We start from the raw sequence: 18,610 nt of genomic DNA on the forward strand, positions 1-18,610 counted from the left end.
TCACAGACTTCCCCCGGCGAGACACGGACGGCGACGAGCAGGGCACCGGCCGGTCCGCTCAGGGGCCCGGACCGTCGGGCAAGGGACTGCGGCACCCCACACGCGCTCGCTATCCTCGGGGTGGCGAAAGGGAGTGGCGGATGCCCGGACAGCAGGAGCGGCCGTGCGCGGCCTGTGACGGCGACGGCATCACCACGAAGACCGAATACACCGTCGAGACCGATGGCGACGGTCGCCAGCGTCCCGTCACCCGCACCAGCTATTCGTCCTGCACTCTCTGCGGCGGTACGGGCAGCACGTCGGGCTAGCCGTCGAGGGAAGAGGTTCTCGTGCCGTCCGAGCAAGCCGAACCGATGCGTCCCGTGTTCACCTGCGTGGCCTGCGGGTGCGTCTATATGCCGCCCAAGAGCATGGCCTACCCGCACCTGGGCCTGACCGCCTCCCCCATCCACTGCGGCGAGGCCCCCTGCCGCCGGGCCGTCGACCGGCTCCCCCGCCGGCTCCAGGCCCTCTGCGCGAAGGCGGCCTGGTCCCAGGCGAAACAGTGGACGACGAAGGACCCCGCGCCCGCCACGGCCCAGCCACGTCACCGCCCCCGCCTGACGTCCCGGCCGGAGGGCAGCCGCTCCAAGCTGCGCTGAGGGCGGGCGCTCAGGCGTCGGCGTAGCGCTTGAATGCCGTCGTGTCGACAGTCCACGGGCCGAAAGGCACCTGGTCGCCGAAGACGTAGGGCGACACTGTCGCGTAGTGGGGGCCGTTGGAGCCGGGTCGGCGTAGGTGTAGACGAGGCCCTTGCGGGGGTCGATGAGCAGGTACAGCGGGATGCCCATCGCCGGATAGTCGGCGGCCTTCTCCACATAGTCGTTGTCCGGGTTGGACTCCGACACCACTTCGACCACGGCCAGCAGGTCCGCCGGGTCGACCGTCGCCCCCGGCTCGTCCAGGACGGGGAGCGGGACGACCACGGCGTCCGGGCGGCGCATGCGCCCGATCGTCGGGTGCTCCACCACGGCGCCGGACTGGGCGACGACATCCTGACCGGGATGCGTGGTCACCAGCTGGGCGTTGAGCTGCCGCACGATGCGGGCGGCGATCGCCTCGTGCCGCTTGACCGGGCTCATCATGACGACGACCCCCGCCGCCCCGATCTCGACCGCCCACGCGCCCTGCATGCGTTCGGCGACGGGCCAGAGCTCTTCGGCGATCTCCCGCATCCGTGCGTAGGTCTGCGGATCCACGGCTCCGGTCACGCTGTCTCCCTGGTCACTCGGCGCCCATCGTGACGCCTCGACCGTACAAGGGCCGTTTCCCCTCCGGCTCCGGTCCGCCCCACCCCTCAGAACAGCTGTCCCTGCCCCTTCATGTCCGGTTCCTCCGGGTCGAAGAGGCGGGGTTCCGTGGAGAGGAGGGGGGCCGAGCGGCGGGAGCCGGGGCAGGAGATGAGGTCGTACGAGGCGCGGCGGCCCGGGGGGTCGTGGCGGGCGAAGCGACCGCCGACCACGGCGATCTCTCGGGAGCAGACGGGGCACGTGCGGCGCGGAGAGGACATCCGGCCATTTTCCCTCACCCCGGGAGGCCGCCGTTCCCGAAACCGTTCAGAAGGACTCGCTCGGCTCGTACGTCCCCCACACCTCCCGCAGCGCCCCGCACACCTCGCCCACCGTCGCCCGCTCCCTGAGCGCGGCCTTCATGGGAGGCAGGACGTTGTCCGTGCCGGCGGCCGCCTCCTTCAGGCGGGCCAGGGCGGCCGCCACCGCCTGTCCGTCGCGGGAGGCGCGCAACTGCCGCAGGCGCTGCACCTGCTGCTCCTCGATCGCGGGGTCGACGCGGAGCGGCTCGTACGGCTCCTCCTCGTCCAGCCGGTAGCGGTTGACGCCGACGACGACGCGCTCGCCGCTGTCGGTCTCCCGCGCGATGCGGTACGCGTTCCGTTCGATCTCGGCCTTCTGGAAGCCCTCCTCGATGGCGGCGACTGCCCCGCCCCGGTCCGCCACCCGCCGCATGAGGTCGAGCGCCGCCGCCTCGACCGCGTCGGTCAGCGACTCCACCGCGTACGAGCCGGCGAAGGGGTCGACCGTGGCCGTCACGTCCGTCTCGTGGGCCAGGACCTGCTGGGTGCGCAGGGCCAGCCGGGCCGATGTGGCGGTGGGCAGGGCGATGGCCTCGTCGAAGGCGTTGGTGTGCAGCGACTGCGTACCGCCGAGCACCGCCGCCAGGCCCTGCACGGCGACCCGTACGAGATTGAGCTCCGGCTGCTGCGCGGTCAGCTGGACGCCCGCGGTCTGCGTGTGGAAGCGCAGCATCAGCGACTTGGGGTCGCGCGCGCCGAACTCCTCACGCATCACCCGCGCCCAGATCCGCCGCGCCGCGCGGAACTTCGCGACCTCCTCCAGGAACGTCGTCCGCGCGACGAAGAAGAACGACAGCCGGGGCGCGAACGCGTCGACGTCCAGGCCCGCGGCGACGGCGGTGCGGACGTACTCGATGCCGTCGGCCAGCGTGAACGCGATCTCCTGCACGGGCGAGGCACCGGCCTCCGCCATGTGATAGCCGGAGATCGAGATCGTGTTCCACCGGGGCAGCACCTCGCCGCAGTAGCGGAAGGTGTCCGCGACGAGCCGCAGCGAGGGCTGCGGCGGGAAGATGTACGTGCCGCGCGCGATGTACTCCTTGAGGATGTCGTTCTGCACGGTGCCGGTCAGGCTCCCGGCCGGCACGCCCTGCTCCTCGGCCACGAGCTCGTACAACAGCAGGAGCGGCGCGGCGGGCGCGTTGATGGTCATCGACGTGGAGACCTTGTCGAGCGGGATGCCGTCGAAGAGCACCCGCATGTCCTCGACCGAGTCGATCGCGACCCCGACCTTGCCGACCTCGCCGCTCGCCAGGGGCGTGTCGGAGTCGTGGCCCATCTGAGTGGGCAGGTCGAAGGCGACGGACAGGCCCATGGTGCCGTGCTCGATGAGCTGCCGGTAGCGGGCGTTGGACTCGGCGGCGGTGCCGAACCCCGCGTACTGCCGCATCGTCCAGGGGCGGCCGGTGTACATCGTGGGGTAGACGCCGCGGGTGAAGGGGTACGCGCCGGGGGCGCCGAGCCGCTCGGCGGGATCCCAGCCGGCGAGGGCCTCGGGGCCGTAGACCGGATCGACGGTCAGTCCGGACTCGGTCGGCCGTGTGCTGCTGCTCTTCGGCTCGCGCGCCATGGGTGCCGCCTCCCGCTGCTCGTCAGGCCGTGCGGTGTCCTCGCGGATACGTATCTCGCGGATGCGTATCTCGCAGGTACGTACAAGGATGCTCCGCCGGAGGGCGAAGAGGCAGCACCGGCGCGGCGGGCGAGGCGGTGGAGGCGCGGCGGCCTGTGGGGGGCGCGGGCAGAGCCGGGGGAAGAGCCCCGCCCGCGCCGGTGCGCCGAGCCGACGGTATGGGGGGAACTCCGGCTCGTGCGCGGCCGATGACCAGTCGGCACACTTCCTACAGCGCCACCGGCGCGAAAAACGTCACAGCGAACGTCACAGCAGGGGACGGAGCGGCGCCCCGAGCGGGTCCGGGAGCGCCTTCGAGAGCAGGAGCGGGGAGGTGCCGAGGACGGACGGGACGATCGGGACGGACCGGCCGCGGCGGCCGTCGCCCTGGCTGTCGTCGTCGCCCTTGCCGCCACTCGCGCCCTTGCCGCCGCTGGTGACGCCCTTGCCGCCGTCCGGCGCGTAGCGCTCGCAGTATTCCCGCAGGGCGTCCGCGCTCCCGGCGCCCGCGAAGCGCTCCAGGTCGCGGAGGTCGTGCTCGTCGACGTCCTGGCCGCGGCGCTGCTGCGCGGCGAGGAAGTCGCGGCAGAGCCGGGCGGCCCAGACCGTGCCGCCCCTGGCGGCGTCGGCGTCGCCGCCGCCGTGGTCCTGACCGCCGTCGTGGCTGGGAGAGGCCGAGGGGGTCTCCCCGGGTCTGTCCTCCTTGCCGCCGTGCCCGGCGGTGGCACCGCCGCCGGTGGGCACGGGGGCGTGCGGCGCGCCGCTCGCGCGGGAGCCACCGCCCTTGCCGGGCGACGGCGAGGCGCTGGGCGCGCCGGACGGGGGCAGCGGTGTCTCCATGCCGGTGTCGTCGAGGGCGGAGACGCTGGCGCTGGTCTCGGGCTCGCCGGCCGCACGGCCGAAGGGCGCCGGCAGCACGCCCGTACCGGCGGCGACGGCGACGCCGCCCAGCGCGCACCCGGCGACGGTCATGGCGAGGGCGACCTTCACGGGCCGCCACCGGCCGAACAGACCCCGCGCCTTTTCGGCCACGCCGAGGCGGGCGGCGGGGGCGGCGGCGGGGTGGTTGACGCGCGTAGTGGATTCCGTCGCGCCGACGAGGGGGCGCGCGACCGCGCCTGACGCTTCGTCAACTACAGGGGAGCCGGGGGTGCGCCCGTGCGCGGCCCGCGACGGGGCCGCGAGACCGCGATCCACGCCCGGTACGCCCGGTACATCCGATACGTCAGGCCGCAGCGGCGACGCGTGTTCGCCGGGCGCGGCCGCGGGCTCCTCCGCGAAGGCGTGCGCCTCGCGCGCCCGTTGCGCGCGTGCCGTGCGGAACGCCGCCAGCGCCGCCTCCTCGCCCGGCAGGGCGTGGTCCGGCAGGGCCGGTTCCGGGGTCAGGGCACGCAGCAGCGCCGCCAGCCGCAGCTCCGCCTCCGGGCCCGCCGAAGGCGACTGCGCAGGCGTGAGCAGACGCTCCACGGCGTCGTCATCCAGCCAGTCGTAGCGGTGGTCGTCGGCCATCACATGTCCTTCTGCGTCCGCGTGCGCAATTGCGTCACACCGGCAGAAGCGTTCGCTCCGGTGTGTGACGGTTGTGCCTGCCGCTGCCCGGGGAGGGTGTCGGGCGCCGTCACCAGTTCGGCGAGCCGCCGCAGGCCCCGGTGGGCGGCGGTACGGACCGCGCCCGGCCGCTTGCCGAGCACCCCGGCGGCGCTCTTCGCGTCGAGCCCGACGACCACCCGCAGCACGACGGCCTCCGCCTGGTCCTGCGGCAGCTGGGCTATGAGGGCGAAGGTGTGGTCCGTGCCGAGCGACTCCAGGGCCTCCCCGGCGGTGTCCGCGTCGGCCGCGCGGCCCGCGAGCTCGCTCTCGTCGCCGCCGATCGCCGGGCGCCGGCCGCGCATCCGGATGTGGTCGAGGGCGCGGTTGCGGGCGATCCGCGCCGCCCAGCCGCGGAAGCGGTCCGCGTCCCCGGTGAACCGCTCCAGATCGCGGGCGATCTGGAGCCACGCCTCGGAGGCCACGTCCTCCGCCTCGGCGTCCCCGACGAGGGTGCGCAGATAGCCGAGCAGGCGGGGATGGACCGTCCGGTAGACGGTGCGGAACGCCGTCTCGTCCCCGCTCTGCGCCGCGCGCACCGCGGCCGTCAGCTCAGTGTCGTCCCCCTGCACACCCTCATCCTGCCCCACTGGGAGAATCCGCGGCTCAGTGGCCGGCCGGGCCGTTGCCGTAAGGATTCTGCGGTGATGGCGCCGGATTGGCCCAGCCGCCCGCCGCCGGACCGGGCTGCGCGGGCGGATAACCCGGAGCGCCGTACGGCATCCCGGGCACCGGACCAGCCGCCGGACCCGCCATCGGCACGCCCATCGGCGGCATGGGTCCCATGGGGCCCATCGGCGCGGGGCCCATGAGGGCGCGCTGCTCCTGGAGCCGCGCCAGCTGCCGCACGACGAAGATCGCGAGGACGCCCGCGGCGGCCGTCAGCAGGGCGGCGAAAGCCGAGAGGTTGGCGGCGGACTTCAGGGAGTCGACGTCGCTCTCCCAGGTGGAGCCGTCATAGCCCCGCGTCCGGAGCCGGGCGCTCGCGGAGGCGGCCGTGACGGACGCGATCATGTTGATGGCGAACGAGCCGATCCACAGGCACCACCAGGTGTTCAGCAGTCCCTTGGGCGCGCTCTGCGGGCCGGCCGGGGCACTGGCCCGGTAGATGTCGTTGGCGATCTGCTTGGGGAACCAGAGGTTGACCACCGGTGTGAACCACGCGCCCGCCGCCCAGCCGGTGCCCATGCGGTGCGTGCCCGGGGCGAACAGCTCGGCGTTCAGCCGCGCGCGCCGGAACCACACGGCCCACACCGCGCCGGTCACGACGAACACCAGGAAGTAGACCAGCTGCGTCCCAAGGACGAAGCTGTCCGCGTCGTTGGCGTCGTCCACCGTGCTGCCGCTGACGCCGTTGTCGATGACGGCCTGGATCGCCGAACGCTGCTCCACGCGCGCCGTGAAGACGAACAGCACCACCACCACGCACACCGCGAGCAGCACGCTGAGCGTGATCCGCAGACCGCGCCGGAGGTCGGCGGCGCCGACGGGCATCGCGGCGTACGGATACGGGGGCGCCGGCGGCATCCCCATCGGCGGGGCCGGCTGCTGCTGGTACGCGCCACAGGCGGCGCAGCGGCCGTCCTGGCCGACGGCGGCAGCGCGGCATCGACCGCACGGATACATTTCTCAGACCCCCTGGGGACGTGGCCGAACTGATGCGAAACCCCCGGTTCCCCGGCCACCGGGACCGAACGGGAGAGCGGCGCCGCCTCGGGCGCGGACCCGCACGTTACGGGCAGGGGCCCGGCCTCGTCCAGAAACGGCCCCCGTCGCCGGTACGACAGTGTGACGGATTTAGGGGCCGTGGCGCTGTAGGTAGTGCGGGCCCCACCAGGGTTCGCGCCGGACGACGGTCGGGGCCTCTCCTGTGGGGGGTGGCGGCCCCGGCCGTCTCCGTTTGCGGGGCTTTGTCTTTTTGCGGCTCCGCCGCGTGGGGCTCGCGCCTGAGGCCGCTGGGGGTGCGGGGGCGTTGGCCTGCGGCGCTTTTTCCCCAGCCCCGCCCCTTCCCGAAACTGGGGCGCACGTGCCCCAGACCCCCGGCTGCGGGCCGGTTACCGCCTGCGGCGGGAGCGGCCTTGGGGGTCCCCCCGGACGAAGTCTGGGGGAGCGTCCTCAAACTCCCCCAGCTACCGCTGGGAGGTGCCCCCAACGGGCTGAAAGGAAACGGGCGCGCCCCCACACCAGACAACGGCGAACCCCCTACACCACGTCCGCCGCCGCATCCTTCACCGTCACCGTCAGATCATTCGTCACCGTGAAATACGGCCGCAGGCGCACCGCGCCACGAGCAGCCGCAGGGAACGTGTCGACACCCTTGCGGTCGGCGAAGTCCCCCGCGATGCGGCCGACTCGCACGAGAGCGGCGCCGGACTTCGGGCGTACCCAGAGGTCCCACAGGTCCTGGTCCTCGGCGACGCGCTTCTCCATGGGGGCGTACGGGAGGCCGCCGCTGCCGTTCTCCAGGGGGACGCGGACGTCACCGGCCGCGCCGTCGCCGTGCCGGAGGCGGGCGAGGAGCTCGGCGCCCTCGCCCAGGGCCGTGCCGTACAGCGCGACGGTGACGGTGACCGCGTCGTCGCCGACGCGCACCTCCGTGGCCTCGGCGTGCTGCGGGCGCAGCCAGGTGCGGACGGCGAGGAAGCCGTCGCTGGTCTCGTACGGCACCCAGGCCGCGACCCCGGCGTCCGAGACCGCGAGCGGCAGGCCGAGGAGCGCCTTCTGCTCGACGAGCGCCGCGGTCAGGCGGCGCCGGGACTTGTCGCCGGACCGCTCGACGTAGGTGTCCCAGCGCCCCTCGGACATGGTGTGGGCGGCGCGCTCGATCCGGGCCGTGCCGTCGGCGGCGAGCGGAACGCGCACGGACTCCTTGCCCTTGCTGCCGCGGTGGCGGAGCAGGACGTGGGTGTCGGCGGAGGTGAGCTGATCCAGGCGCAGCCGTACGGTCAGGGAGCCGTCGGCCTCGACGGCGCAGCGGGCCTCGGGGTGGGCGATGTCGCCCCGCGGCGCGAGGGTGGCGGCCGTCGGCTGCTTGGCCTTGCCCCCGAAGAGGCCGCGCAGGAAGCCGCCCTTCTTCTCCGGCGCGGACGCGGCGGCGGTGGAGCCGGGGCGGAGCTCCTCGAAGAGCTCCTCGTAGCGCTGCGCGATCCGGGACGGCTCGTAGCGGTGGGCGGTCTCGCGGGCCGCCGCGCCGAGGCTCCGGCGCAGTCCGGCGTCGCCGGTGAGCTTCAGGAGGGCCTCGGCGTAGGCGTCGACCGCGTCGGAGTCGTCGAGCGGGACGAGGATGCCGTCGGTGCCGTCGGTGAGGATCTCGCGCGGGCCGTAGGGGCAGTCGGTGGCGATGACCGGCAGCCCGGCGTGCATGGCCTCGACGATGGTCATACCGAAGGACTCGGCGTCGGAGGCGACGGCGGCGACGGCGCCCTTCGACCACTCGGTCTCGATGGGCGAGCGGGCGCCCATGAGCGTGACGCGCTCGTAGAGCCCGAGCTCCTCGATCTGCTTGCGCAGCTTGGCCTTGGCGGGGCCGCGGCCGTAGATCCGCAGGTTCCAGTCGGGGCGCTCGGCGGCGACCTTCGCGAAGGCGGCGACGAGGCGGTCGTAGCGCTTCACCGCGACGAGGCGGCCGGCCGAGACGATCGTCCGGGACGTGCCGTCGGAGGGCTCGGCGACCGGCGCCGGGACGGCGTTGGGGATGGAGAGGATGCGGGCGTGCGCGTCGGGCAGCGCCTCGCGGTAGTGACCCGCGTCGGCCTCGGAGACGGTGGCGAAGGCGTCGAGCGCGGCGATCGCCGGGTCCATCACGGCGTGCAGCTCGGGGACGTGCGCCTCGTGGGTGAGGTGCTCCTGGCCGAGCCGCAGGAAGCGGTCGCTGCCGTACTTCGCGAGGTAGCCGATGAGCTTGGGGCGGGTGGCGATGACGACGTCGGCGTCGGTGGCGGCGAGGTGCGCGGCCACGCGCTGGTCGGTGAGGGCGGTCGCCGCCATCCGGCCGTTGTCGATCCGCTCGTCCCGGAAGATCTCGCTGGGCTGCTGGTTGAGGGGGGCCTCGTACTCGTCGGTGTCGGCACCCTCGCGCAGGTCGACCAGGGGGGTGAGGCGCACCCGGGGGTCGATGGTGAGCTCGGGCTCGTCCACGGGGCGGTTGACGCTGACGATGCGCACCTCGTGCCGCTCCGCGAGGGCGGCGGCGAGATTGACGGTCGAGCGGATGGTGCCGCCGATGCCGTAGGCGTTGTGCAGCAAGAATTCGATCTTCATCGGGCCCTCGTTCAAGTGCGCGTGCGTACTTCCCGGAGGGTAGGGCCTTTTGGGTGCGGGGAGGTATTGGGGCTGTTGGGTGGGGTGCGGGTTGCTTTCGCCTGCGGCGGGCTTCTTCCCCAGCCCCGCCCCTTCCCGGCTGCATCTGATGTGCGGCTCCGCCGCGTGGGGGCGCTGCCCCGCCCCCCCGACTGCGGGTCCGTTGGCCTGCGGCGCTTTTTCCCCAGCCCCACCCCTTCCCGAACTGGCGCGCGTGCCCCAGACCCCCGGCTACCGGTCCGTTGCCGCCTGCGGCGGGAGCGGCCCGCGGCCGCGTCCTCAAACGCCGGACGGGCTGAGTCCGCACCGCGTTCCAGGTCCCCCCACAACCAAAGCCCGGCCGGCGCTTGAGGCCACCCCACCCAAACCACAAACAACCCGCACCCGACAACAACGCCACCCCTCACCGCACCCGCCGCGCCAAAGACACGAAGTCGGACCACGGCACCGACGGCCGCCCCGCATCCCACAGGCGCTGGGCGAGAGCGGCCAGCGGCAGATGGATGCCGTCCGCCACCTGTTGCGGCGACTGCGCGTCAGCGTGATCGCACCAGACGGCGAGCCGGCCACCGGGCACGCGGGTGGCGGTGGCGCCCCCTTCCACCGGCTTCGTGCCGCGCAGCACGGAGGGCGACCACTCCTCGTAGATGCGCTGCCCGGTGGGGTAGGTGAACTGGTTCGGCTGGCCGAGTACGTAATAGAGGTACTCGTCGTTGAGATTGACGACCGTGCGTCCCTCGTTCAGGTATTCCTGCGGGTCGCGCGCGCCGAGTTCCTTGCCGGTCCAGTATTCGACCTCGATGTCCTTGTCGGCGCTGATGACGCCGCCGGCGAAGAAGCCGTCGTTCCACGCCTTGGGCTTCTTGCCGAGGGTGTGCAGCACGGCCGCGCGGTCGTTGAGCCAGCCGGTGGCGAGGTCCTGGACGCGGGCCTGGGGGCCGTAGCGGCGGCGGGCCAGGTCGGCGAGGCGCGGGAAGGAGGACTGCGGGTCCTTGTACGTCAGCGCGCGGTACTCGTCGGCGCCGAGGTGGAAGTAGGGGCCGGGGAAGAGCGGCGCGTACTCGCGCAGCAGGTCGTCGACGATGTCGGCGGCGTCGGGGTTCGCGATGTCGACGGCGCCGCGCAGGGCCGTGCCCGTGGCGTCGCGGAGCTGGAGGTCCGGGTGGGCGTTGATGACGGCGCCGAGGTGTCCGGGCGAGTCGAGCTCGGGGACAACGGTGATGTGCAGGGAGTCGGCGAGGGCGAGGATGCGGCGGACCTCGTCCTTGGTGAGGTGGTCCGGGGAGACGATCTCGGGGTGGGTGTCGCTCTCGATGCGGAAGCCCTGGTCGTCGGAGAAGTGCAGGGCGAGCTGGTTGAGCTTGAGGTCGGCCATCTCGCGCAGCCGGTCCTCGATCCAGGCGGCGGTGAAGTGCTTGCGCGCGGTGTCGAGGTTGAGCCCGCGCTGCGCGCGGTCGGGGGCGTCGTGCACGACGCCGTCGGGGAGTCCGCCGCCGGAGCGCACGGCCTGCAGGACGGTGCGCGTGCCGTAGAACACGCCCGCTTCACCCTCGGAGGTGATCAGGACCCTGTGGTCCCGGGTGGTCAGTTCGTACGCCTCGGGGCCGCCGCCCTGGCCGGGGCGCAGCGCGAGCTCGATGTCGCCGGGGTGGGCGGGGGCGGGGGCGGTGCCCAGCTTGAGCTCGTCGGCCAGGCGGCGGGCCTCGTCGGCGAGGGGGCCGGCCGGGTCGGTGACGACGCGGGCGCCGGGGGCGGGGCGCCAGCCGGGCCCGGCGGCGGGCGTCGTGGAGCGCAGCGCGGGCACGGTGCGCGGGGTGCCCTGCACCACGGGGGCCTGGCCGGGCGGGTGGGCCGAAGAGGCGGAGGGGGATGCCTGCGCGGAGCGGGAGTCGTCCCGTGAGGGGTGGCCGGCGCCGTCGCGGGGGCAGCCCATGATCGTCATGGTCGCGATGAGCGCCGCCCCGGCGACGGTGCCCCGCGCCAGGCTCGCCCGGGTGATTCTGAAGGGTGGACCCATGGGAGCAAAGCCTCCTATTTAGGGCAAATATGAGGCGACCGTAATCCGACTGTGCCCGCCGCGGCCGTCCACCACGCGCCCAGGAAGGCCCGTACGAAGGAAATTCGCGCATCCGTCGGACAGTGGCCGATAACCATCGCTACGGTGGCGGCCCAGTGTGCACGCCGGACCGTGGAGTTCTCACGCGTCCCCGCATCACAACCCCATCACGACCGCATGACGGAACCGCGCGCCACGCCCGGTTCGCCCCGCACGGCCCCGCATCGCCCGTACGGCCCTGTGCACCGCCCCTCGCCCCCTGTGCACGGATTCGTACGTCCACGGTCCGCACTCCCGAGGAGCCCACGCTGCACGGTCCCGCCCGCCATGGCCTCGACCGCCTCAACTCCGCGGTGCCCGGCGCCGCCGAAGCCGCCCTCCTCGCCTGCTGCGGCAGCCGCCGGTGGGCCCGGCAGCTGGTGGCGGGACGCCCGTACCCCGATCTGGCCGCCCTGCTGCGGGCCGCCGACCGGGCCGCCCACACCCTCACCCCTGCCGACCTCGCCGAGGCCCTCGCCGACGAGCGGGGCCCGTATGCCGCGCTGGTCCGGCGCGCGGGGCCCGGCATATCCGCCGGCTCCGCCGCGCTGGCCGCCCTGGCGCGCGGCCAGGCCGCCTATGAGCACCGGTTCGGCCATGTCTTCGTGCTGTGCCTGGACGGCTGCCGGCCCGCCGAGGCCCAGGGCCGCGCCCTCGCCGCGCTCCGCTCCCGGCTGGAGGGCTCCGTCGCGGAGGAGGCCGCCACGACCGCCGTCGAGCTCGCCCGCCTCGCCCGCGGCCGGCTGATCCGGCTCGCCCCCGACATCCCGTGCACCCGGAGCCACGGCACCCCGCAGCACCACGGGACATAACGCCTAAAGATCATGGAACCGGGGTCTGTCCGGCACACCAGACGCCCCCGAACGGCCCTTTCGGGCCCCGGACTGGGCCGTACGTGCGTGATTGACCACACCCGACGACCCCGGGCGAAAGAACCGACAAGGCGTCGCTACGATGGCCAGGGCCGGTGGACCGTACCCGGCCGGGCCCGCTGACAGTGAAGCCGGCAGGCCCCGATCCCCGCTCCCGGAGGGTTTTCCGTGCCGGCTGGAACGCTGTACCGCGGCCGGGAAGGCATGTGGTCATGGGTGGCTCATCGAGTCACCGGCGTCCTCATTTTCTTCTTCCTGTTCGTGCACGTCCTCGACACCGCTCTCGTTCGCGTCTCTCCCGAGGCGTACGACGATGTCGTCGCGACGTACAAGACGCCCGTCGTCAATGTGATGGAGTACGGCCTCGTCGCCGCCATCCTCTTCCACGCCCTCAATGGTCTGCGCGTCATCGCCGTGGACTTCTGGTCCAAGGGCGCGCGCTACCAGAAGCAGATGCTCTGGTCCGTGGTCCTGATCTGGGTCGTGCTCATGGCCGGCGCTTTCTACCCCGTGCTCCAGCACACGCTGCGCACGCTGTTCGGGAGCTGACGCGTAATGTCCGCTGACACCACCCCCGCTGTGAACGACTCCGTGTCGCTCTACGACGTGGACCACCCGGCTCCGGTCATCGAGCCGCCCCGCAAGCGCACCAAGAAGACGCCGAAGTCGACCCGCACCAACTTCGAGATGTACGGCTGGCTGTTCATGCGGCTGTCCGGCATCGTCCTGGTCGTGCTGGTCCTCGGTCACCTGCTGATTCAGCTGGTGCTCGACGGCGGCGTGTCCAAGGTCGGCTTCGCCTTCGTGGCCGGCCGCTGGGCCTCGCCGTTCTGGCAGGCATGGGACCTGGTCATGCTGTGGCTGGCGATGCTGCACGGCGCCAACGGCCTGCGCACGGTCATCAACGACTACGCGGAGCGGCCCACGACCCGCTTCTGGCTGAAGAACCTGCTGTACGCCGCCACGGTGTTCACCGTCCTGCTGGGCACGCTGGTGATCTTCACCTTCGACCCGAACATCCGCTAGAGCCCGGGGCTGACGCGACCATGAAGATCCACAAGTACGACACCGTCATCGTCGGCGCGGGTGGCGCCGGCATGCGCGCGGCCATCGAGTCGACCAAGCGCAGCCGCACCGCGGTGCTGACGAAGCTCTACCCCACCCGCTCCCACACCGGCGCCGCGCAGGGCGGCATGGCCGCCGCCCTCGCGAACGTCGAGGAGGACAACTGGGAGTGGCACACCTTCGACACCATCAAGGGTGGCGACTACCTGGTCGACCAGGACGCCGCCGAGATCCTGGCGAAGGAGGCCATCGACTCCGTCCTCGACCTGGAGAAGATGGGCCTGCCGTTCAACCGCACCCCGGACGGCACCATCGACCAGCGCCGCTTCGGCGGTCACAGCCGCAACCACGGTGAGGCCCCGGTCCGCCGGTCCTGCTACGCCGCGGACCGCACCGGCCACATGATCCTCCAGACGCTGTACCAGAACTGCGTCAAGGAGGGCGTGGAGTTCTTCAACGAGTTCTACGTCCTGGACCAGCTGATCACCGAGGTCGACGGCGTCAAGAAGTCGGCCGGTGTGGTGGCCTACGAGCTCGCCACCGGCGAGATCCACGTCTTCCAGGCCAAGTCGGTCATCTACGCCTCCGGCGGCACCGGCAAGTTCTTCAAGGTGACCTCCAACGCGCACACCCTCACGGGTGACGGCCAGGCGGCCTGCTACCGCCGCGGCCTGCCGCTGGAGGACATGGAGTTCTTCCAGTTCCACCCGACGGGCATCTGGCGCATGGGCATCCTCCTCACCGAGGGCGCCCGCGGCGAGGGCGGCATCCTCCGCAACAAGGACGGTGAGCGCTTCATGGAGAAGTACGCGCCCGTCATGAAGGACCTCGCCTCGCGTGACGTCGTCTCGCGCTCCATCTACACGGAGATCCGCGAGGGCCGTGGCTGCGGTCCCGAGGGCGACCACGTCTACCTCGACCTCACCCACCTGCCGCCGGAGCAGCTGGACGCCAAGCTCCCGGACATCACGGAGTTCGCGCGGACCTACCTCGGCATCGAGCCCTACACGGACCCGATCCCGATCCAGCCCACCGCGCACTACGCCATGGGCGGCATCCCGACCAACGTCGCGGGTGAGGTGCTGGCCGACAACGACACCGTCGTGCCGGGTCTGTACGCCGCCGGCGAGGTCGCCTGCGTGTCCGTGCACGGCGCCAACCGCCTGGGCACCAACTCGCTGCTGGACATCAACGTCTTCGGCAAGCGGGCCGGCATCGCGGCCGCGGAGTACTCCGCCAAGGCCGACTTCGTCGAGCTGCCGGAGGACCCGGCCCAGCTCGTCGTCGACCAGGTCGAGCGGCTGCGCAGCTCCACGGGTGGTGAGCGGGTCTCCGAGATCCGCAAGGAGCTCCAGGAGACCATGGACGCCAACGTCATGGTCTTCCGCACCGAGCAGACCATCAAGACGGCCGTCGAAAAGATCGCCGAGCTGCGCGAGCGCTACAAGAACGTGTCCATCCAGGACAAGGGCAAGCGCTTCAACACCGACCTCCTGGAGGCCATCGAGCTGGGCAACCTGCTCGACCTGGCCGAGGTGATGGCCGTGTCCGCGCTGGCGCGCAAGGAGTCCCGCGGTGGTCACTACCGCGAGGACTTCCCGAACCGCGACGACGTCAACTTCATGCGCCACACCATGGCGTACCGCGAGGTCGGCAAGGACGGCAAGGACTCGATCCGCCTCGACTACAAGCCGGTAGTGCAGACCCGCTACCAGCCGATGGAGCGTAAGTACTGATGGCAACCCCGACCCTGGACAAGCTCGAGGCGGACTCCACCGCCTCGCACCTCATCACGGTCACCTTCCGGGTCCGCCGGTTCAACCCGGAGGTCTCGGCCGAGGCGAGCTGGCAGGACTTCCAGCTGGAGATCGACCCCAAGGAGCGGGTCCTCGACGGCCTCCACAAGATCAAGTGGGAGCTGGACGGCTCGCTGACGTTCCGGCGTTCCTGCGCGCACGGCATCTGCGGCTCCGACGCGATGCGGATCAACGGCAAGAACCGCCTGGCGTGCAAGACGCTGATCAAGGACCTCAACCCGAGCAAGCCGATCACGGTCGAGCCCATCAAGGGCCTCACGGTCCTGAAGGACCTCGTGGTCGACATGGAGCCGTTCTTCCAGGCGTACCGCGACGTCATGCCGTTCCTCATCACCAAGGGGAACGAGCCGACGCGTGAGCGCCTGCAGACGGCCGAGGACCGCGAGCGGTTCGACGACACCACCAAGTGCATCCTGTGCGCCGCGTGCACGTCGTCCTGCCCGGTGTTCTGGAACGACGGGCAGTACTTCGGCCCGGCGGCCATCGTCAACGCCCACCGCTTCATCTTCGACTCGCGTGACGAGGCCGGCGAGCAGCGGCTGGAGATCCTGAACGACAAGGACGGCGTGTGGCGCTGCCGCACGACGTTCAACTGCACCGACGCGTGCCCCCGTGGCATCGAGGTCACCAAGGCGATCCAGGAAGTCAAGCGCGCTCTGATCACGCGCCGCTACTGATCCCGGTCGCACGACGTGCCAGGCCCCGCTCCCACCAGGGAGCGGGGCCTGGCACGTATCCGGCCCCAAGATCGCTTGACCTTGACACCGTGTCACATGACACGCTCGACGGCATGACACAGCAGCTTCCGATATCCCTCTCCACGGCCGTCCGCGGCTCCGGCCCCGGTGTGCTGCTCGCGCACGGCGCGGGCGGCAGCGTCGCGGGGAACTTCACGACGCTGATCCCCTCCCTCGCCGCGCACCACACCGTGGTGGCGCCCGACTACCCCGGCTCCGGCGCCACGCCGCGCGCGGACGCGCTGACGGCCGACCTGCTGGCCGACGCGCTCGTCGCCCAGGCCGACGCCGCGGGCCTCGACACCTTCACCCTGGTCGGTTACTCGATGGGCACCATGGTCTCCGTACGGATCGCGGCTCGCCATCCCGAGCGGGTGCGGGGGCTGGTGCTGACGGCGGGCCTGGCCAAGGCCGACAACCGCGTGCTGGCCTCCCTGGACCTGTGGCAGAAGCTGCTGGAGGACGGCGACCTGGAGAGCTTCGCGCGGTTCACCGCGCTGAGCGGCTTCAGCGGGGGGTTCTTCAACGCGATGCCCGAGGAGCAGCTCCCGGCGTTCTACAGCCTGCTGGCCAAGGGCGTCCCGGCCGGCGCCGCCGAGCAGGCGGCCGTGGTGCAGACGACGGACACCACGGCCGACCTCGCGGGCATCTCCGTGCCCACCCTCGTCATCGCCACCCTGCAGGACACCCTGGTCTCCCCCGAGAACTCCCGGCTCCTCGCGGAGGCCATCCCGGGCGCGGAGTACGCCGAGGTCGACACCGGCCACATAGTCATGGCCGAACGCCCCGACCAGTGGTCGAAGCTGATCCTGGACTTCCTTGCGCGTCACGGGCTCTGATCGCCCGTCAGGCGGCGGCGCTCACATCCGGCCCAGCTGCCACAGGCGCCAGGTGCCCGTGCCGTCCGAGAGGTATTCCGTGCCGGAGATGTCCGCGTCGCCCAGCACGTACTCCTTCTTCTGCCACAGCGGCACCAGCGGCACGTCCTCCGCGATGATCTTCTGGATGGCCCGGAAGTCGTCGGCCGTGCGGATGCGCTGCTCCTCCTGCTGGGTGGCGCGGATGAGCTGCTCCACACGGGGGTTGGAGTAGCCGGAGTGCAGGGCGGAGTCCTTGCCGACGACGGAGGTGGTGAAGGTGTCCGGGTCGGGGAAGTCGGCGAGCCAGCTGACGCAGTACGTGTCGTAGGCGCCGCGGGCGTAACCCGCCAGGAACTCCGCCCACGGCACGCGCCGGGTGGTGACCTCGAACAGGCCGGTGGCCTGTAGTTGCCTCTTCAGCAGGGCCGCCTCCTGGTCGGTGGCGGCACCCTGCGCATAGGCGAGGCCGAAGCGCACGGGTGTGGCGATGCCCGCCTGGCGCAGCAGGGTCCTGGCCTTCTCCGGGTCCGGCGTCGGATAGGCGTCGAAGAAGGACGTGGTGTGGCCGGTGAGGCCCTGCGGGACGAGCGCGTACAGCGGCTCGACGGTGCGCAGGTGGACGTCGCGCGCGAGGGCCTGCCGGTCGACGACCGCCGCGATCGCCCTGCGCACCGCCACCTGCCGCATCGGCGAGCCGTCCCGCAGGTTGAAAACGAGCGAGCGGGCCACCGAGCCCGTGGACTCCATCAGCTTCGAGCCGGCATCCGAGGGGGACTGCCGGGCGATGTCCGCCGGGGGGAGCTGACGGCCCGCGACGTCGATGCCGTGCCGCTTCCACGCCTCGCTCAGCTTGTCGGGGCCCGCGAAATAGCGGACGGTCACGGCGTTCCCCTTGGGCTTGACCGCGCCCTCGTAGTGCTTGGCGGGCTTCAGCTCGGCGCGCTCGCCCGGCCGGTAGCCCTTGAGGACGTACGGGCCCGAGCCGTCGGCCTCGTCGCCCGGCCGCAGCGCGTCCGCGGGATAGAGCGAGGAGTCCACGATCGACCCGGCGCCCGTGGCGATCTTGAAGGGGAAGGTGGCGTCCGGCGCCTTCAGGTGGAAGGTGACCGTCTGGCCGGCCGTCTCCACCGCGTCCAGCGTGGACAGCAGCGGCGCGGGGCCCTGGGCGGAGTGGATGCGCCGGATCCGGTCGAAGGAGAACTTCACGTCCTTCGCCGTGAGGTCGTGCCCGTTGCCGAACTTCAGTCCCTCGCGCAGGGTGCACGCGTACGTCATCAGGCCGCGGCCCTGGAAGCCGCAGCGGCTCGCCGCGTCCGGTAACGGGGTGCTGGAGCCGGGGGTGAAGGTCAGCAGCGACTGGTAGAGATTGCCGAACAGCGCCCAGGAGCCCACGTCGTAGGCGCCCGCCGGGTCCAGCGCGGTGACCGTGTCCGTCGTGCCGACGGTGATCGGCCCCCGGTCCGCCTCACCCGGTGACCCCAGCCCGCAGCCGGCCGCCCCCACCGTCAGCAGCACCGCTCCCGCGGCCGCCGCCGCACCCGTCCGTAACCGGCCCGCACGCATCCTCGCGCCCCCTCCGCCCGTGATGCGCATCACCCAAACACACGAGCGCCCGTACGTCCCGGGAATCGGCCAAGCGATCGGCGCCGACCGGCGGAGGTGGCCGGAAACCTCCCGCTATGAGGTGCGCCGCAACGCCCGCACGCCGCGCAACCCGACGATCCCCACGGCCGTCCCCAGAAGAAACGAGGTGATCGCGAGCAGGAGATGGACCCAGAAGTACGGGGTCGGGTCACCCGAGTCGTCGAAGGCGAGCCCGCTGCCGTCCTTCCACAGATTCTTCGCAAAGGTGATCCAGATGACCCACGACCACGCGCCGAAGGCGAGCAGGAACCAGGACACGCGACGGGAGAGGACGGCGGGGGCGGGAGAGGCGCCGGTGGTCTCTCCGGAAGAACTCTGCATGGGTTTCAGTATGCGTTCGGCCGTCTCGAATCCCCCTATCGGGTCCCAGGGCGGCACCCGCACCGGTGAGGCAC

The 18,610-nt window shown here is 72.1% G+C and carries 17 protein-coding genes and 1 pseudogene; 8 read left to right on the top strand and 10 right to left on the bottom strand.

The window, feature by feature from the left end:
* The first annotated feature begins 140 nt into the window (after positions 1-140).
* Complete coding sequence (locus ACZ4A5_RS09845) at positions 141-308, top strand: hypothetical protein (protein ID WP_467580730.1); 168 nt, start codon at positions 141-143, stop codon at positions 306-308.
* 21 nt (positions 309-329) lie between these two features.
* Complete coding sequence (locus ACZ4A5_RS09850; protein WP_467580733.1) at positions 330-641, top strand: hypothetical protein; 312 nt, start codon at positions 330-332, stop codon at positions 639-641.
* Between the two features lie 180 nt (positions 642-821).
* Here ACZ4A5_RS09850 and ACZ4A5_RS09855 read toward each other — a convergent pair.
* From ACZ4A5_RS09855 to ACZ4A5_RS09890, 8 genes and pseudogenes are all read right to left on the bottom strand, one after another.
* Positions 822-1,214 (bottom strand): annotated as a pseudogene (locus ACZ4A5_RS09855) (Uma2 family endonuclease); the annotation flags it as partial.
* 122 nt (positions 1,215-1,336) lie between these two features.
* Complete coding sequence (locus ACZ4A5_RS09860; protein ID WP_116213515.1) at positions 1,337-1,549, bottom strand: hypothetical protein; 213 nt, start codon at positions 1,547-1,549, stop codon at positions 1,337-1,339.
* A gap of 46 nt (positions 1,550-1,595) precedes the next feature.
* Positions 1,596-3,200 carry an acyl-CoA mutase large subunit family protein gene (locus ACZ4A5_RS09865; protein WP_467580560.1) on the bottom strand — a complete coding sequence of 535 codons (1,605 nt, stop codon included), beginning with the start codon at positions 3,198-3,200 and terminating at the stop codon, positions 1,596-1,598.
* A 306-nt stretch (positions 3,201-3,506) separates the two neighbouring features.
* Positions 3,507-4,748 (bottom strand): hypothetical protein, encoded by a 1,242-nt coding sequence (locus ACZ4A5_RS09870; RefSeq protein WP_467580563.1) that lies wholly within the window; start codon positions 4,746-4,748, stop codon positions 3,507-3,509.
* Positions 4,748-5,398, bottom strand: a complete 651-nt coding sequence (locus ACZ4A5_RS09875) for an RNA polymerase sigma factor (RefSeq protein WP_398868024.1) — start codon at positions 5,396-5,398, stop codon at positions 4,748-4,750. Before ACZ4A5_RS09875 ends, ACZ4A5_RS09870 begins: the two co-directional genes overlap by 1 nt.
* Before the next feature lie 34 nt (positions 5,399-5,432).
* Entirely contained in the window at positions 5,433-6,452 is a 1,020-nt protein-coding gene (locus ACZ4A5_RS09880; RefSeq protein ID WP_467580567.1) for a DUF4328 domain-containing protein, read from the bottom strand.
* A 576-nt stretch (positions 6,453-7,028) separates the two neighbouring features.
* Positions 7,029-9,086, bottom strand: coding sequence for a glycosyltransferase family 4 protein (locus tag ACZ4A5_RS09885; protein ID WP_467580570.1), 2,058 nt, complete (start codon positions 9,084-9,086; stop codon positions 7,029-7,031).
* 442 nt (positions 9,087-9,528) lie between these two features.
* Positions 9,529-11,142 (bottom strand): beta-N-acetylhexosaminidase, encoded by a 1,614-nt coding sequence (locus ACZ4A5_RS09890; RefSeq protein ID WP_467580572.1) that lies wholly within the window; start codon positions 11,140-11,142, stop codon positions 9,529-9,531.
* Positions 11,143-11,489: 347 nt separating this feature from the next.
* Between ACZ4A5_RS09890 and ACZ4A5_RS09895 the strand changes: the two genes are divergently transcribed.
* From ACZ4A5_RS09895 to ACZ4A5_RS09920, 6 genes are all read left to right on the top strand, one after another.
* The gene (locus tag ACZ4A5_RS09895) at positions 11,490-12,032 is read left to right on the top strand and encodes a 2-oxo-4-hydroxy-4-carboxy-5-ureidoimidazoline decarboxylase (RefSeq protein WP_467580721.1); all 543 of its coding nucleotides are present in this window, start codon (positions 11,490-11,492) and stop codon (positions 12,030-12,032) included.
* A gap of 228 nt (positions 12,033-12,260) precedes the next feature.
* Positions 12,261-12,641: a succinate dehydrogenase, cytochrome b556 subunit gene (gene sdhC / locus ACZ4A5_RS09900; protein WP_398868029.1), complete on the top strand. Its 381-nt coding sequence runs from the start codon at positions 12,261-12,263 to the stop codon at positions 12,639-12,641.
* A gap of 6 nt (positions 12,642-12,647) precedes the next feature.
* On the top strand, positions 12,648-13,118 hold the full coding sequence (locus ACZ4A5_RS09905; RefSeq protein WP_361533683.1) for a succinate dehydrogenase hydrophobic membrane anchor subunit: 471 nt from the start codon (positions 12,648-12,650) through the stop codon (positions 13,116-13,118).
* A gap of 20 nt (positions 13,119-13,138) precedes the next feature.
* Complete coding sequence (sdhA, locus tag ACZ4A5_RS09910) at positions 13,139-14,893, top strand: succinate dehydrogenase flavoprotein subunit (protein ID WP_467580577.1); 1,755 nt, start codon at positions 13,139-13,141, stop codon at positions 14,891-14,893.
* Positions 14,893-15,651, top strand: a complete 759-nt coding sequence (locus tag ACZ4A5_RS09915; RefSeq protein WP_467580580.1) for a succinate dehydrogenase iron-sulfur subunit — start codon at positions 14,893-14,895, stop codon at positions 15,649-15,651. Before sdhA ends, ACZ4A5_RS09915 begins: the two co-directional genes overlap by 1 nt.
* A gap of 113 nt (positions 15,652-15,764) precedes the next feature.
* Positions 15,765-16,550 carry an alpha/beta fold hydrolase gene (locus tag ACZ4A5_RS09920; protein ID WP_467580583.1) on the top strand — a complete coding sequence of 262 codons (786 nt, stop codon included), beginning with the start codon at positions 15,765-15,767 and terminating at the stop codon, positions 16,548-16,550.
* 21 nt (positions 16,551-16,571) lie between these two features.
* Here the strand turns inward: ACZ4A5_RS09920 and ACZ4A5_RS09925 are convergent, their stop codons facing one another.
* Together ACZ4A5_RS09925 and ACZ4A5_RS09930 are read right to left on the bottom strand one after the other, a co-directional pair.
* Positions 16,572-18,134 (bottom strand): ABC transporter substrate-binding protein, encoded by a 1,563-nt coding sequence (locus ACZ4A5_RS09925; RefSeq protein WP_467580586.1) that lies wholly within the window; start codon positions 18,132-18,134, stop codon positions 16,572-16,574.
* A gap of 114 nt (positions 18,135-18,248) precedes the next feature.
* A complete protein-coding gene (locus tag ACZ4A5_RS09930) occupies positions 18,249-18,536 on the bottom strand; it encodes an SCO4848 family membrane protein (RefSeq protein WP_467580589.1) in 288 nt (95 codons plus the stop codon).
* Between the last annotated feature and the right edge of the window lie 74 nt (positions 18,537-18,610).

It is taken from the genome of Streptomyces sp. NPDC025618 (assembly GCF_055558795.1).

Excerpts from the sequence above, each read along its gene's own strand:
- ACZ4A5_RS09870 (WP_467580563.1), bottom strand. The coding sequence starts at position 4,748 with ATGGCCGACGACCACCGCTACGACTGGCTGGATGACGACGCCGTGGAG.
- ACZ4A5_RS09920 (WP_467580583.1), top strand. The coding sequence starts at position 15,765 with ATGACACAGCAGCTTCCGATATCCCTCTCCACGGCCGTCCGCGGCTCC.
- ACZ4A5_RS09845 (WP_467580730.1), top strand. The coding sequence starts at position 141 with ATGCCCGGACAGCAGGAGCGGCCGTGCGCGGCCTGTGACGGCGACGGC.
- ACZ4A5_RS09930 (WP_467580589.1), bottom strand. The coding sequence starts at position 18,536 with ATGCAGAGTTCTTCCGGAGAGACCACCGGCGCCTCTCCCGCCCCCGCC.
- ACZ4A5_RS09890 (WP_467580572.1), bottom strand. The coding sequence starts at position 11,142 with ATGGGTCCACCCTTCAGAATCACCCGGGCGAGCCTGGCGCGGGGCACC.
- ACZ4A5_RS09885 (WP_467580570.1), bottom strand. The coding sequence starts at position 9,086 with ATGAAGATCGAATTCTTGCTGCACAACGCCTACGGCATCGGCGGCACC.
- ACZ4A5_RS09915 (WP_467580580.1), top strand. The coding sequence starts at position 14,893 with ATGGCAACCCCGACCCTGGACAAGCTCGAGGCGGACTCCACCGCCTCG.
- ACZ4A5_RS09905 (WP_361533683.1), top strand. The coding sequence starts at position 12,648 with ATGTCCGCTGACACCACCCCCGCTGTGAACGACTCCGTGTCGCTCTAC.
- sdhA (WP_467580577.1), top strand. The coding sequence starts at position 13,139 with ATGAAGATCCACAAGTACGACACCGTCATCGTCGGCGCGGGTGGCGCC.
- ACZ4A5_RS09865 (WP_467580560.1), bottom strand. The coding sequence starts at position 3,200 with ATGGCGCGCGAGCCGAAGAGCAGCAGCACACGGCCGACCGAGTCCGGA.
- ACZ4A5_RS09880 (WP_467580567.1), bottom strand. The coding sequence starts at position 6,452 with ATGTATCCGTGCGGTCGATGCCGCGCTGCCGCCGTCGGCCAGGACGGC.
- ACZ4A5_RS09925 (WP_467580586.1), bottom strand. The coding sequence starts at position 18,134 with ATGCGTGCGGGCCGGTTACGGACGGGTGCGGCGGCGGCCGCGGGAGCG.
- ACZ4A5_RS09860 (WP_116213515.1), bottom strand. The coding sequence starts at position 1,549 with ATGTCCTCTCCGCGCCGCACGTGCCCCGTCTGCTCCCGAGAGATCGCC.